This window comes from Qipengyuania sp. SM2507, from assembly GCF_053714505.1.
Map to the genome: position 1 here is coordinate 1,355,553 of NZ_CM132307.1, position 14,912 is coordinate 1,370,464.

The 14,912-nt window shown below is 65.5% G+C and carries 12 protein-coding genes; 7 read left to right on the forward strand and 5 right to left on the reverse strand.

From position 1 onward, the window contains the following. Nucleotides 1–95: 95 nt before the first annotated feature. From ACWIKC_RS06630 to ppdK, 3 genes are all read left to right on the forward strand, one after another. Nucleotides 96–995 (forward strand): glycine--tRNA ligase subunit alpha, encoded by a 900-nt coding sequence (locus tag ACWIKC_RS06630; RefSeq protein ID WP_454599321.1) that lies wholly within the window; start codon nt 96–98, stop codon nt 993–995. Continuing rightward, nucleotides 992–3,313, forward strand: coding sequence for a glycine--tRNA ligase subunit beta (gene glyS, locus ACWIKC_RS06635; RefSeq protein WP_454599322.1), 2,322 nt, complete (start codon nt 992–994; stop codon nt 3,311–3,313). Before ACWIKC_RS06630 ends, glyS begins: the two co-directional genes overlap by 4 nt. Before the next feature lie 160 nt (nt 3,314–3,473). Continuing rightward, a complete protein-coding gene (ppdK, locus tag ACWIKC_RS06640) occupies nt 3,474–6,137 on the forward strand; it encodes a pyruvate, phosphate dikinase (RefSeq protein ID WP_454599323.1) in 2,664 nt (887 codons plus the stop codon). Here ppdK and ACWIKC_RS06645 read toward each other — a convergent pair. Beyond that, the gene (locus ACWIKC_RS06645; protein WP_454599324.1) at nt 6,134–6,877 is read right to left on the reverse strand and encodes a methyltransferase domain-containing protein; all 744 of its coding nucleotides are present in this window, start codon (nt 6,875–6,877) and stop codon (nt 6,134–6,136) included. The genes ppdK and ACWIKC_RS06645 overlap by 4 nt on opposite strands. Before the next feature lie 55 nt (nt 6,878–6,932). Here ACWIKC_RS06645 and ACWIKC_RS06650 point away from each other — a divergent pair, with 55 nt between their 5' ends. The 4 genes from ACWIKC_RS06650 to ACWIKC_RS06665 all read left to right on the forward strand — a co-directional run bounded on the left by ACWIKC_RS06650 (nt 6,933) and on the right by ACWIKC_RS06665 (nt 10,789). Then, nucleotides 6,933–7,763 carry a double zinc ribbon domain-containing protein gene (locus tag ACWIKC_RS06650; RefSeq protein ID WP_454599325.1) on the forward strand — a complete coding sequence of 277 codons (831 nt, stop codon included), beginning with the start codon at nt 6,933–6,935 and terminating at the stop codon, nt 7,761–7,763. Between the two features lie 294 nt (nt 7,764–8,057). Next, entirely contained in the window at nt 8,058–8,432 is a 375-nt protein-coding gene (gene hisI, locus ACWIKC_RS06655) for a phosphoribosyl-AMP cyclohydrolase (protein ID WP_454599326.1), read from the forward strand. 32 nt (nt 8,433–8,464) lie between these two features. After that, nucleotides 8,465–8,932, forward strand: a complete 468-nt coding sequence (locus ACWIKC_RS06660; protein WP_454599327.1) for a MerR family transcriptional regulator — start codon at nt 8,465–8,467, stop codon at nt 8,930–8,932. A 51-nt stretch (nt 8,933–8,983) separates the two neighbouring features. Continuing rightward, a complete protein-coding gene (locus ACWIKC_RS06665) occupies nt 8,984–10,789 on the forward strand; it encodes an acyl-CoA dehydrogenase C-terminal domain-containing protein (RefSeq protein ID WP_454599328.1) in 1,806 nt (601 codons plus the stop codon). A 146-nt stretch (nt 10,790–10,935) separates the two neighbouring features. Here the strand turns inward: ACWIKC_RS06665 and cysK are convergent, their stop codons facing one another. The 4 genes from cysK to tyrS all read right to left on the reverse strand — a co-directional run bounded on the left by cysK (nt 10,936) and on the right by tyrS (nt 14,912). Next, the gene (gene cysK / locus ACWIKC_RS06670; RefSeq protein ID WP_454599329.1) at nt 10,936–11,856 is read right to left on the reverse strand and encodes a cysteine synthase A; all 921 of its coding nucleotides are present in this window, start codon (nt 11,854–11,856) and stop codon (nt 10,936–10,938) included. Next, on the reverse strand, nt 11,853–13,079 hold the full coding sequence (locus ACWIKC_RS06675) for an MFS transporter (protein ID WP_454599456.1): 1,227 nt from the start codon (nt 13,077–13,079) through the stop codon (nt 11,853–11,855). Before ACWIKC_RS06675 ends, cysK begins: the two co-directional genes overlap by 4 nt. Nucleotides 13,080–13,234: 155 nt before the next feature. Next, the gene (locus ACWIKC_RS06680) at nt 13,235–13,573 is read right to left on the reverse strand and encodes a PilZ domain-containing protein (protein ID WP_454599330.1); all 339 of its coding nucleotides are present in this window, start codon (nt 13,571–13,573) and stop codon (nt 13,235–13,237) included. Between the two features lie 109 nt (nt 13,574–13,682). Then, the gene (gene tyrS / locus ACWIKC_RS06685; protein WP_454599331.1) at nt 13,683–14,912 is read right to left on the reverse strand and encodes a tyrosine--tRNA ligase; all 1,230 of its coding nucleotides are present in this window, start codon (nt 14,910–14,912) and stop codon (nt 13,683–13,685) included.

Here is a 14,912-nt window from a genome sequence, read left to right on the forward strand (position 1 = left end):
AGAACCTGACATCGTGTCGCCACAACCTGTCATCGCCGGCCCTGCGCACCACACGGCATTGACGCTCCGGAGGGCATGAGCCAAAGCCCGCCGCCATGGACCGCAATCCTCGCCGATCTTTCCAGGACATGATCCTCAGCCTGCACGATTTCTGGGCGGCGCAGGGGTGCCTGATCCTCCAGCCCTACGACATGCGGATGGGCGCGGGCACCTTCCACACCGCCACCACGCTGCGCGCGCTCGGCCCCGAGCCGTGGAACGCCGCCTTCGTCCAGCCCTGCCGCCGCCCCACCGACGGCCGCTATGGCGAGAACCCCAACCGGCTGCAGCATTACTACCAGTATCAGGTGATCCTCAAACCCAGCCCGCCCGACATCCAGGACCTCTATCTGGAGAGCCTGCGCGTGATCGGGATCGATCCGCTCAAGCACGATATCCGCTTCGTGGAAGACGATTGGGAATCACCCACGCTGGGCGCCTGGGGGCTGGGCTGGGAGGTCTGGTGCGACGGGATGGAGGTGACGCAGTTCACCTATTTCCAGCAGATGGGCGGGTTCGACTGCAAGCCGGTGGCGGGCGAACTGACCTACGGGCTCGAACGCCTCGCGATGTACATTCAGGGCGTCGACAGCGTCTACGACCTCGATTTCAACGGTCGCGGCACGAGTTACGGCGATGTCTTCCTCGAGAACGAGAAGCAGATGTCGAAATGGAATTTCGAGGTCGCCGACACCGATGCGCTGTTCGACCTGTTCAACAAGGCCGAGGCGGAATGCCGCAACGCGCTCGCCGCCGATGTCCCCATCGCTGCCTATGAACAGGCGGTCGAGGCCAGCCACATCTTCAACCTGCTCCAGGCGCGCGGCGTGATCAGCGTGCAGGAACGCGCCAGCTACATGGGCCGGGTCCGCGATCTGGCGCGCGGCGCCTGCGAGAACTACGCCGAGGCGATGGCCCCGCAATGGGCGCAAGATTACCCGGAGTGGAGCCTGTGAGCGACTTCCTGCTCGAACTGCGCTCCGAGGAAATCCCCGCGCGGATGCAGAAGGGCGCGCGAGCCGAACTGGAGAAGCTGTTCCGCCGCGAGATGGACGCTGCCGGTATCGGGGCGGGCGAACTGACCGTCTGGTCGACGCCGCGCCGTCTCGCGCTGATCGCGCGCGGCCTGCCCGACTCTACGCAGGCGGTGAGCGAGGAAGCGAAGGGGCCGCCCGAGGGCGCACCCGATCAGGCGGTGGAAGGCTTCTGCCGCAAGAACGGCGTCACCCGCAACCAGCTCGAAGTGCGCGACGTGAAGGGCCGCGCGACCTATTTCGCGGTGATCGAGAAGCCGGGCCGCGCCACCGCCGACCTGCTCGCCCAGGCGATCCCCGCGATCATCCGCGATTTCAGCTGGCCCAAGTCGATGCGCTGGGGCGATGCCTCGATCGGCACCGAATCCCTGCGCTGGGTGCGCCCGCTCTCGGGCGTGGTCGCGCTGCTGGGCGACGATGTGGTCGAATGCGAGGTTCACGGCGTCACCAGCGGCGCGGTTACGCTGGGCCACCGCTTCCATCACTCGGGCGACATCACGATCGGCAATGCCGCCGACTACGCGATGAAACTGCGCGTGGGCCATGTGATCGTCGATCACGAGCAACGCGCCGGGCTGATCCGCAAGGGCGCCGCACAGGTCGCCGCCGAGGCCGGGCTCAAACTGGTCGAGGACGAAGGGCTGGTGATCGAGAACGCCGGCCTCACCGAATGGCCGGTCCCGCTGCTCGGCCGCTTCGAGGAGGATTTCCTGAGCGTCCCGCCCGAGGTGATTCAGCTCACCGCGCGGGTGAACCAGAAGTATTTCGTCTGCGAAGACAGCGAGGGCAAGCTCGCCAACGCCTTCATCTGCACCGCCAACATCGAGGGCAGCGACGGCGGCGCGGCGATCGTCGATGGCAACCGCAAGGTCCTCGCCGCGCGGCTGTCCGATGCGCGGTTCTTCTGGGATGTCGATCGCAAGAAGACGCTGGCGCAGCACGCCACGGGGCTGGAGCGGATCACCTTCCACGAGAAGCTGGGCAGCGTTGCCGACAAGGTCGAGCGCGTGGCGAAGCTGGCGCGCTGGCTGGTCGAAGAAGGCATCGTCGAGGATGCCGATCCCGACATGGCCGAACAGGCCGCGCGCCTCGCCAAGGCCGATCTGGTCACCGAGATGGTCGGCGAATTCCCCGAATTGCAGGGCCTGATGGGCGGCTATTACGCCCGCGCCGAGGGCCTGCCCGATGCGATCGCCGACGCGATCCGCGACCATTACAAGCCGGTCGGGCAGGGCGACGATGTGCCAACGGTACCGGTAACGGTGGCGGTGAGCTTGGCGGACAAGCTGGATACTCTTGCGGCCTTTTTCTTCATCAATGAGATGCCCACTGGGTCCAAAGATCCCTTCGCTCTTCGCCGTGCGGCAATTGCCGTCCTCGCCTTGATTGTGCGCCACAACATTCGCTTCAGCATTTTAGAACTAATTTTCGCACAGGCTTGCAGAGGGCTTCTTTTCCCCGTTCAATCGCTCAGTCGTCCGCCGATGTTTGAGTTTCTGCAAAAGTGGGAAAAGACGCTTAGCTCATCATCAGTTCGCGGATTTTTGAATGATTTTATGGGCAAGTCGAAAAATCGCGAATTTGTGGACCATTCGCAGGTCTATATGTTTGAAGGGTTACTTCGCGTTGTCGACGAGTTGCCAATCTTCTTCGCCGACCGGCTCAAGGTCCAGCAGCGCGAAGCCGGCGTCCGTCACGACCTGATCGACGCGGTGTTCGCGCTGGGCGGCGAGGACGATCTGGTCCGTCTGCTCGCCCGCGTAAAGGCGCTGCAGTCCTTCATGGAAACCGACGACGGCGCCAATCTGCTCGCCGCCTACAAACGCGCCTCCAACATCCTCAAGAAGGAAGACTGGCACGGCGTCGAGGGCGAGATCGCGCGCACCGGCGAGGAGGACCCGCTGGCGCTGGTGGACGATCCCGACATGAAAGCGGTGATCGACGCCAAGATGGCCGAGCGGCACGCGAAAACACTTTCCTACACTCCCGAACCGGCGGAAGATGCGCTGATCCAGGCGCTCGCCGCTGCCGAGCCCGCTGCGGCTTTGGCGGTTGCGGCGGAGGAATTCGCATCCGCCATGGCCGCGCTCGCGAGCCTGCGCGCGCCGATCGACCGGTTTTTCGAGGAGGTGACCGTCAATGACGAGGACAAGAGCAAGCGCGCCGCGCGGCTCGACCTGCTCGCGCGCTTCCGCGCCGCCGTCCACACCGTCGCCGATTTCTCACGGATCGAGGGGTGATCCCTTGCACCCCGCCTTGCCCCCCTTACCCCCAATCTGTCACCCTGGGGACGTAAAATCGCTCTAAAGCCCTGAAATAAAAGGGTTTGCTAAATTGGCTCAGGGTGACACCACCGTCACCCAGTGTCACCCACCAAGCGTTACCCCGACAGGAGTTCACATGTCGCAATCGGTCTTCCCCTTCGGCGGCGACGCCACCCATTCCGATCCGCGCCAGCAGGACAAGACTGTCGTCGGCGGCAAGGGCGCGAACCTCGCGGTAATGGCCAGCATCGGCCTGCCTGTCCCGCCGGGCTTCACCATCGCCACCGAGGAATGCCTGACCTATCTCGCCGGCGGCGCCGACTTCCCGCAAGCCTTGCGCGATCAGGTCGCCGAGGCGCTGCGCCATGTCGAGCGGACCGTGGGCAAGACGCTCGGCGACACCGAGGACCCGCTGCTGGTCTCGGTCCGCTCGGGTGCCGCGGTCTCGATGCCGGGCATGATGGATACCGTGCTCAATCTCGGGCTCAACGACCAGACCGTCGAGGGTCTAGCGCGCACCAGCGGCGACGCGCGCTTCGCCTGGGACAGCTACCGGCGCTTCGTCCAGATGTATTCCGATGTCGTGCTCGGGGTCGATCACGGGTTGTTCGAGGAAGCGCTCGAGATCGCCAAGGAAAACGCGGGCTTCTATTCGGATACCGAGCTCGAGGCCGAGCACTGGCGCGCGCTGGTGGGCGAATACATGGCGATCGTCGAGAGCGAGCTGGGCGAACCCTTCCCGCAGGACGCGCACGCGCAACTCTGGGGCGCGATCGCCGCGGTGTTCGACAGCTGGGACACCGACCGCGCGAAAATCTACCGCCGCCTCAACGACATCCCCCACGACATGGGCACCGCGGTCAACGTCCAGGCGATGGTGTTCGGCAATATGGGTGACACCAGCGCCACCGGCGTCGCCTTCACCCGCGATCCCTCGACCGGCGAGAAGGCCTATTACGGGGAATGGCTGGTCAACGCGCAGGGCGAGGACGTGGTCGCGGGCATCCGCACTCCGCAGTATCTCACAAAGGCGCGGCGCGTGTCAGCGGGGGCCGACAAGCCGAGCATGGAAGAGGCGATGCCCGACGCCTTCGCCGAGCTCGCCCGCCTCTTCGACCTGCTCGAACGGCACTACGCCGACATGCAGGATATCGAGTTCACCGTGCAGCAGGGCAAGCTGTGGCTGCTCCAGACCCGCAGCGGCAAGCGCACCGCCAAGGCCGCGCTCAAGATTGCGGTCGACATGGTCGGCGAGGGGCTGATCGACCAGCGGCAGGCGATCCTGCGCGTCGATCCCATGGCGCTCGACCAGCTGCTCCACCCCACGCTCGACCCCAAGGCGCATCGCGATGTGATGACCACCGGCCTGCCCGCCTCGCCGGGCGCCGCCTCGGGCAAGATCGTGCTCGACGCCGAGACCGCCGAGAGCTGGTCGCAGCGCGGCGAGAAGGTGATCCTCGTTCGGGTCGAGACCAGCCCCGAGGATATCCACGGCATGCACGCCGCCACCGGCATCCTCACCGCGCGTGGCGGGATGACCAGCCACGCCGCGGTGGTGGCGCGCGGGATGGGACGCCCCTGCGTCTCGGGCGCCTCGCAAGTCTCGATCGCCCGCGAAGGCCGCACTTTGCGGATCGGCGACCGCGAATTGAAAGAGGGCGATGTCATCACCCTCGACGGCAGCAACGGCCAGGTCATGGCGGGCGAGGTCGCGACCATCGAACCCGAGCTCGCGGGCGATTTCGGCGTGATGATGGAATGGGCCGACGAGCACCGCCGGATGCGCGTGCGCACCAATGCCGAGACCGAGCAGGACTGCAAGATGGCGCGCCAGTTCGGCGCCGAGGGCATCGGTCTGTGCCGCACCGAGCACATGTTCTTCGACGCCGGCCGGATCAGCGCGGTGCGCCAGATGATACTCGCCGAAGACGAGAATGGCCGACGCGCCGCGCTGGCAAAGCTGCTGCCCGAGCAGCGCGCCGATTTCCGCGCGATCTTCACGGTGATGGTCGGGCTGCCGTGCACCATCCGCCTGCTCGACCCGCCGCTGCACGAATTCCTTCCCAACGAGGAATCCGAATTCGTCGAACTGGCCGACGCCACCGGGCTCGGGGTCGATCACCTGCGCCGCCGCGCCGCCGAGCTGCACGAATTCAACCCCATGCTGGGCCATCGCGGCTGCCGGCTGGGGATCACCTATCCCGAGATCTACGAGATGCAGGCGCGCGCCATCTTCGAGGCAGCCTGCGAGGTCGCGAAGGAGAGCGGCGAGGCGCCGTTGCCCGAGATCATGATCCCGCTGGTCGCCACCAAGCGCGAGCTCGAAATCCTCCGGACGCTGGTCGACCGGGTGGCGGAGGAAGTGTTCGCGCAGGTCGGCCACCGGGTCGACTATCTGGTGGGCACGATGATCGAACTGCCGCGCGCCGCGCTGATGGCGGGGCAGATCGCCGAGCACGCCGATTTCTTCAGCTTCGGGACCAACGATCTCACCCAGACCACGCTCGGGGTCAGCCGCGACGACAGCGCGCGTTTCCTCGGCCCCTATGTCGATCAGGGCATCTTCCCGCGCGACCCCTTCGTCAGCCTCGATATCGAGGGCGTGGGCGAGCTGGTGTCGATGGCGGTCGAGCGCGGCCGCGCGACCCGCACCGACATCAAGCTCGGGATCTGCGGCGAGCACGGCGGCGACCCCGCCTCGATCGGCTTCTGCGAGGAAGTGGGCCTGGATTACGTCTCGGCCTCGCCCTACCGCGTGCCGATCGCGCGGCTGGCAGCGGCGCAGGCGAGTTTACGCTAGTCGCGCCAACCGGTTAGGGTGAGTATCTCGAAACGTTCGACCACGCGACCCTGTTCGTCGGCGTGGTCGAGAAACGCCGCGCGGGCGCGCTCAAGAGCCGTCCGGCCGAGTGGCGAGGCAGGGCGCGCCAACTGGTTGCCCAGCGCCTGATCGCGCAGGTCCGCGACGAGCCGGTCGAGCGAGCGATAGGCCACCGAGAGGCTGCGCGAATCGACCACGAAGCGCCGGAACCCCGCACGCTCGAGCAACGCGGTCGCCGCGCGGTTGTCGATCAGCGGATGCATCCGCGGCGCGGGCCGGTCGGGTTCGGCGGCGATCATGGCGCGGCGCAAATTGGCAAGGCTCCCCGCGCCGACCAGGCTCGCCATGGCAATCCCGCCCTCGGCCAGCGCACACCGCATATGCAGCAGCGCGGCGGGGAGATCGTTGACCGTCGCCAGCGTCTCGAAACCGGCGATGAAATTATAGGGACCGCCGGGGAAGGGCAGCTCCTCGTCGAAAGCGCCGGGCGGAGCATGGGTCACCTCGCTCAGGCCAGGCAGATCGCTGACCAGCGAGCCCATCAACAGCGCACGCTCGGGCGCACGCTGCATGAAGCCGAGCCGTTCGGAAAAGTCCTCCGCCATGTCTTCGAGAACGAAACGCGCCGCGCCCTCGCGCCGCTGACGAAGCCGCGCCCGCTCCCACGTAGCCTTGCGGCGAGCCGGAGAGAATATGCGCGGCGGAGCGGATTTCGACATGGCCAGTCCCCTGCCTCGCTTGTCACCCGCGCGCAAGCGGTGCAGCTTCGCCGCCATGTCCGCCCAATCCCCCGCGCGCCGCTTCCTCGCCGAGACGCTCGCCCCGCTAGTGGATTTGATCTACCCGCCGCGCTGCCCGGTTTGCGGCGAGGCGATCGCGCAGCAGGTGGGCCTCTGCGCCGCCTGCTGGGAACAGCTGGAAATTCCCTCGGAGCCGAGCTGCGCGCTTTGCCAGCGCCCCTTCGGCTCTTCCGGTCTGGACGAGGGCGCCATCTGCCTGCCCTGCATGAAAGAAGCGCCCAGGCACGACGGGATCGCCGCCGCCACACTCTACAACGATGTCTCGCGCCGACTTGTCCTTGCCTTCAAGCACGGGCGGCGGATCGCACTCACCCCGATGCTGGCGCGGCTGATGGCAGCGCGGCTTCCGACTCCTGCGGATCGCCTGATCGTACCTGTCCCGCTGCACCGCGGGCGGCTGTGGTATCGCGGCTTCAACCAGGCGGCCCTGCTGGGCCGCAGCCTCGCCGGGATGGGACACGGAACACTGATGGTCGATGCGCTGGTCCGCACAAAGCGAACCCCGGTGCTGGGTGGCCTCGGCGCCAAGGCCCGCCGTCGCGCGCTGGCGGGCGCGATCCGGATCAGCAAGCACCGAGCGAAGGCCGTGCGCGGTCGGTCGGTGATCCTGGTCGACGACGTGCTGACCAGCGGCGCCACCTCGCAGGCCTGCGTCGCGGCGCTCAAGCGGGCGGGCGCGGCGAGCGTGGTAATCTGCTGCTTCGCCCGGGTTCTCGACGGCGACCGCAGCCCGGCGATGTCGGTGCCTGCACCCCGGCCGGAAAGCGAAACGCCCGAGACCGCGAAGGTCCCGGGCGCCACGTGACGAATGTAACGGACCTTTCCCCTAAGGGCTGGCGCACCCCCCATGAATACGCCGGGTCCTATCCCTCATCGCTTGGTGCGCGCCATGCCACGAAGGCCGGCAGCGCTCCTTGTACCCCCTGAACCCGGTGCTCTATTCGGCACCCTCGCCAAGCGGACGGCCCTTTCGAGCCACATTGCGAATATTCCACCAAACCGCCGTTCCTCAAACCGGCAAATTTGCTATCGCCGGTTTTCAGAGGCTGTTGTTGCGAGCTTGCAACAAATGAAAGCGGCGCAGCAACAAGGATTGCCGATGACCATCGACACCGCCGAACGCGAACAGGGCACGCGCTTCCTCCCCAAATTCGACGATCGCGGGTTGCTCTGCACAGTTGTGATGGATGTATCGGACGAGAAGGTTCTGATGGTCGCCTTCATGGACAAGGAGGCGCTCGATGCGACGCTGGCGAGCGGCGAGGCGCATTTCCATTCGCGCTCGCGCGGGCGGCTGTGGAAGAAGGGCGAGTCCTCGGGCAACGTCCTGACGGTTGAGGAAATCCTCGTCGATTGCGATCAGGACGCGCTGGTCCTGCGCTGCCGACCGGCCGGCCCGACCTGCCACACCGGCGCGCGAAGCTGCTTCTACAGACTGCTGGAAAATGGCTCGCTGGTGCGCGTGACGAGTTGACGTTTACGTAAACGGATGGTATCCGATCCGGCATGACGTCAGCCAGTCCCCAAAGCCGGGCGCAATCCCACGACAAGCCGGTCCGCGGCGGGTCGGGCGCCTTGCTCGATCGCCCCGACAAGCTCGCTCGCGAGCAGTTCACGATATCCGATCTGACTTCGGAATTCGGCTGTACCGCTCGCGCCCTGCGCTTTTACGAGGACGAGGGGTTGATCGCACCGTCGCGTGTCGGGCTCTCGCGGATCTATTCGCCGCGCGACCGGGCGCGTCTTGCCTGGATCATGCGCGCCAAGAATGTCGGCTTTTCGCTCACCGAAATCCGCGAGATGATCGATCTCTACGATCTCGACGATGGCAGGGTCGAACAGCGCCGCGTGACAGTCGAAAAATGCCGCAAGCATGTCGCCAAACTGAAAAAACAGCGCGCCGACATCGACAGTTCGATCAAGGAACTGACCGACTTCATCGGCCATATCGATTCGCTCGATCCGCCAAGGTAGGCTTCCGCTTCCAAATTTCCCGCAATCCCACATCCAGCAAGGACACCCCCCATGCCCAGCTATACCGCTCCGACCCGTGACACCCGCTTCATTCTCAACGAGATGCTCGATCTCGCCGGTTTTGCGCATCTGCCCGGTTTCGAGATGGCCACCCCCGATGTCAGCGATGCCGTGATCGGCGAAGGCGGCAAGTTCTGCGCCGAAGTGCTCGCCCCGCTCAACCGCATCGGCGACGAAGAAGGCTGCACCCGCCACGAGGACGGCTCGGTCACCACGCCCGCGGGCTTCAAGCAGGCCTATGCGCAGTTCATCGAAGCGGGCTGGGGCACGATCTCGGCTCCGGAAGAATTCGGCGGGCAGGGCATGCCGCACGCACTCGGCTTCGCGCTCGAGGAGTTCATCTCCTCGGCCAACCAGGCTTTCGGCATGTATCCCGGCCTCACCAATGGCGCGGTCTCGGCGCTGATCGCCAAGGGATCGCAGGAGCAGAAGGACATGTATCTGCCCAAGATGATCTCTGGCGAATGGTCGGGAACCATGAACCTGACCGAGCCGCAATGCGGCACCGATCTGGGCATGATCCGCACCAAGGCCGAACCGCAGGCCGATGGCAGCTACGCGCTGACCGGGACCAAGATCTTCATCTCCGCCGGCGAGCACGATCTCACCGAGAACATCATCCACCTTGTCCTCGCCAAGACCCCCGGCGCGCCTGACAGCACCAAGGGCATCTCGCTGTTCGTGGTCCCCAAATTCCTCGTCAACGATGACGGCTCGGTCGGCGAGCGCAACACCGTCGTCTGCGGCTCCATCGAGGAGAAGATGGGCATCCACGGCAATTCGACCTGCCTGCTCAATTACGACGGCGCCAAGGGCTGGCTGGTCGGCGAGGAAAACAAGGGTCTCGCCGCAATGTTCATCATGATGAACGCGGCCCGGCTCGGCGTCGGCATCCAAGGTCTGAGCCAGGCCGAAGCCGCCTATCAAAACGCGGTCGCCTATGCGCTCGACCGGCGGCAGGGCAGGGCGCTGACCGGCGCCGCCGAACCCGAGGCACAGGCCGACCCGATCTTCGTCCACCCCGATGTCCGCCGCATGCTGATGGACGCCAAGGCCTTCACCGAGGGCATGCGCGCATTGTGCCTCTGGGGGGCGCTGCAGGTCGATCTGAGCCACAAGGCCGAGACCGAAGAAGAGCGCGAACAGGCCGATCTGATCATCGGACTGCTGACCCCGGTGATCAAGGGCTATGGCACCGACAAGGGCTACGAGGTCGCGACCAATATGCAGCAGGTCTTCGGCGGCCACGGCTATATCCGCGAATGGGGCATGGAGCAGTTCGTCCGCGACGCCCGCATCGCGCAGATTTACGAGGGCACCAACGGCATCCAGGCGATGGACCTGTGCGGTCGCAAGCTGGCTCAGAAGGGCGGCGCAGCGATCCAGGCCTTCTTCAAGATGATCGGCGACGAAGTGGAACAGGCCAAGGGCGACGAGACGCTCGGTCCGCTCGCCGAACCGCTTGGCAAGGCTCTCGCCGAGCAGCAGGCATCGACCATGTGGTTCATGAGCAATGCGATGCAGAACCCAAATCATCTGGGCGCCGGGGCGCATCACTATATGCACATGATGGGGATCGTGACTCTCGGCTTCATGTGGCTGCGGATGGCCAAGGTCGCGCAGGCGAAGCTGGCCGAGGGCGGGGACGACGCCGCGTTCTACGAAGCCAAGCTGGCAACCGCGCGCTATTTCATGGATCGCTATCTGCCCGATGTCGGCGCCTTCCGGCGCAAGATCGAATCGGGCAGCGACAGCATGATGGCACTGGACGAAGAGGCTTTCGCCACCGCGGCCTAAGCGCCCGATTTCAGGGTTGGTTGATCAAACACATCCGCGTCGCAACTCCTCGGGGAGGTCCGACGCGGAATGGTTTTGAAGGATGGGCGAGCGAAGCTAGCGGGTGGTTTGCCTGGAGGAAAACGCGATTCCGGCTGCTGCGCAGATCAATTCTCCGGCAGGAAATCCGGGACCGACAGATACCGCTCGCCGGTGTCGTAATTGAAGCCCATCACCCGCGTCCCATCGCCGAGCTCGGGAAGCTTGGCTGCGATTGCCGCCAGCGTAGCGCCGCTCGAGATGCCGACCAGGAGCCCTTCGACGCTGGCCGATTTGCGCGCCCATTCCTTGGCATCCTCGGGCTCGACCGCGATCGCGCCGTCGATCGACTGGGTGTGGAGATTGTCGGGAATGAAGCCTGCGCCGATGCCCTGGATCGGGTGCGGTCCGGGCTGTCCGCCGGCGATCACCGGTGAGCCCACCGGTTCGACTGCATAAGCCTTCATGCCCGGCCACTTCGCCTTGAGCACTTCGGCACAGCCGGTCAGATGGCCGCCGGTGCCGACGCCGGTGATCATCGCATCGAGCGGCGAATCGGCGAAATCGGCAAGGATTTCCTCCGCCGTGGTGCGAGCATGGACCTTCCAGTTCGCCTCATTGTCGAACTGGCTCGGCATCCAGGCGCCCTCGGTCTGCGAGACCAGCTCGCCGGCGCGCTCGATCGCGCCCTTCATGCCCTTGGCCTTGTCGGTGAGATCGAAGCTGGCGCCATAGGCCAGCATCAGCCGGCGACGCTCGACGCTCATGCTCTCGGGCATGACCAGCACGAGCTTGTAGCCCTTGACCGCGGCGACCATCGCCAGCCCGATACCGGTGTTGCCGCTGGTCGGCTCGATGATCGTGCCGCCGGGGCGCAATTTGCCCGATTTCTCGGCATCCTCGACCATCGCCAGCGCAATCCGGTCCTTGATCGAGCCGCCCGGATTGCCGCGCTCGCTCTTCACCCAGACCTCGTGATCGGGGAACAGCCGGGAGAGGCGGATATGCGGGGTGTTGCCGATGGTGGCGAGGACGGATGGGGCTTTCATGGGTTTCGCTCCTGGAGTTTTTCTTCGGGTGTCTCTTCTACCAATTCCTCAGGCGGGTCGAAGGTCCGGGTGGTGCGCAAAACAGGGAACACCCGGGCCCACAGCGCCACCGTGACGATCGCGCCGATCCCGCCGCTGGCGACCGCAGCGACCGGGCCGATCATAAAGGCGAGCGAGCCGGAAAAGAAATCGCCGAATTCGTTGGAGGCGCTGATCGTCAGCAGGCTGACAGACGACACGCGACCGCGCTTGTCGTCCGGTGTGTGCAGCTGGATCAGCGACTGGCGGATATAAACGCTGAACATGTCGGCCGCGCCGATGATGAACAGCATTGCCAGGCTGAGCGGCATCCAGGTCGAGACGCCGAACACCACCGTCGCGCCGCCGAACACCGCCACCGACCACAGCATCTTGGGGCCGACGTGGGTTCTGAGCGGAAAGATCGAGAACCACAGCGCGGTCACCACCGCGCCGCAGGCGGGCGCCATCGCCAGTTGCGCCAGCCCGGTTTCGCCGACCTCGAGGATATCGCGCGCATAGACCGGGAACAGCGCGGTTGCCCCGGCGAGGAAAACCGCGAACAGATCGAGCGTTATCGCGCCCAGCACCATCTTGTTGCGCCCGACATAGCGCAATCCGTCGACGATCTGGGCGATCGGGCGCGTGGTGCCGACGCTGTTCGAGCGCGGGACATGGCCGATGGTGCTGAGCGCGGTGAGCGAGACGAGAAAAAGCGCGGCGGCGATCGCGTAGGGCAGCGCCGGAATGATCGCATAGGTGTAACCGCCGATCGCCGGTCCCGCGATCATCCCGACCTGCCAGGCGATGCTCGACAGCGCGATCGCGTTGGGGAGGATGGTGCGCGGGACCAGATTGGGCGCGAGTGCGGAGAGCGCGGGGCCGCTGAAGGCGCGCACTACGCCCATCACAACCGCGATCGTGTAAAGCCATTCGAGCGAGATGGTCTGCTGCCAGGTCAGCCAGCCCAGCACGGCGGCGCAGAAGAACTGCACCATCACCGTGATCCGCGCGAGATTGCGGCGGTCGAAGCGGTCGGCGGCGAGCCCGGAGAACGGCGTCAGGAAGAACAGCGGGACGAACTGGAACAGCCCGATCAGCGCCAGCTGGCCGGAGGCCTCGGCCACCGACGAGCCGCCATCACGGGCGATGTTGTAGACCTGCCAGGCGATGATCAGCATCATCGCATATTGCGCCAGAGTCATCGCCAGCCGGCTGACCCAATAGGCGCGGAAATTGTGAATGCGGAAAGGGTGGCTCGGCTCGTTCACGCGCGCCCCATGGCAGCGGGCGCGCGGCATGGGAAGAAACTTCCCCTCCCAGCGGCTAAATCATCGCATTTCGGTGCGACGTTCAGGTGTCAGCGGGTGCGGCGCAGCCGCGGATTGGGCTGGAGCTCGTCGATCATGGCGAGGAAATCGTCGGGGCGAATGATCCGCTCGAACTGGAAACCCGCGCGGTTGTCGCGCATCCAGATGCAATAGGCCTCGATCCGGCCGACGATCGGCAGGCGGATGATCACCCGGTCGCCACGCGCCAGTTCGTTGGCATCGTCGATCATGAAGCCGGTGGCGGAGATGTTCGAGACATGCATCCGCACGTCGCCGGCGCGGAAATGCTCCGCGATCACGGGGTGATCGACTGGATGGCGCGCCATGCGCCGCTGGTCGGTGACGCTGAGCTGAGCTCCGGCACCCATGATAGCCAATCCTCCGTTTTCGCTGTGGTCCGACATATTGCAGCGCAAAGGCTGACAATTGGTAAAGCTGCACCCGCGAACCGACCGGATTCAAGCGCCCTGACGCAAGTCAGCCCCGGAGTATCGCATGCTTCTTCTTGCCAAGGCTCAGTCGCGCCTCGCTACCGGGTGCCAGAGTGAGCAGATAGCCGACATCGTCGAGCGTCACGCCATCGAGCTTGACCGCGCCTTCGGCCAGCTTGCGCTTGGCCTCGCCATTGGAGGCGGTGAAGCCCAATTCGGTCAAAGCGGCGCCGATCCGCATGCCTTCGGGGCCGAGCTGGAGCATGGGGAGATCCTCGCCTAGCCCGCCGCCGGCGAAGGTTTCGGAAGCCGTGGTTTCGGCGAGGGCGGCAGCCTCGGGTCCGCGCACCAGCGTGGTCACCGCATTGGCGAGGACGATCTTGGCGGCGTTGATCTCGCTCCCTTCGAGCGCCTCTAGCCGTGCGATCTCGTCGAGCGGAAGGTCGGTGAACAGCTTGAGGAAGCGGCCGACATCGCGGTCGTCGACATTGCGCCAATATTGCCAGAAATCGTAGCCGGGCAGTTGCGCCTCGTTGAGCCAGACCGCGCCCGAGGCGGTCTTGCCCATCTTGGCGCCGTCGGCGGTGGTCAAGAGCGGGGTGGTCAGCCCGAACAGTTCGCGCCCCTCCATCCGTCGGCCCAGCTCCATGCCGTTGACGATATTGCCCCACTGGTCGCTGCCGCCCATCTGCAAGCGGCAGTCGTAGCGCCGCGCCAGTTCGAGGAAGTCGTAGGCCTGGAGGATCATGTAGTTGAATTCGAGGAAGGTCAGCGGCTGTTCGCGCTCGAGCCGCAGCTTGACCGAATCGAAGGTCAGCATCCGGTTGACGGTGAAATGCGGCCCGACATCGCGCAGCAGCTCGATATAGCCGAGCTCGCCCAGCCATTCGTCATTGTCGACCATCACCGCATCGCTCGGGCCGTCCCCGAAGGTCAGCAGCCGTTCGAAGACGCTGCGGATGGAGGCGATGTTGTCCGCGATCATCTCCGAGGTCAGCATCCGGCGGCCCTCGTCCTTGCCGGAAGGGTCGCCGATCTTGGTGGTGCCGCCGCCCATCACCACGATCGGCTTGTGCCCGGCCTGCTGGAGGCGGCGCAGCATCATGATCTGCACCAGGCTGCCGACATGAAGGCTGGGCGCGGTGGCGTCGAAACCGATATAGCCGGGCACGACCTGCCCGGTGGCGAGCGCATCGAGGGCCTTGGCATCGGTCGCCTGGTGGATATAGCCGCGCTCGTCGAGCAGGCGCATCAGTTGGGATGTGTAGCTGGTCAT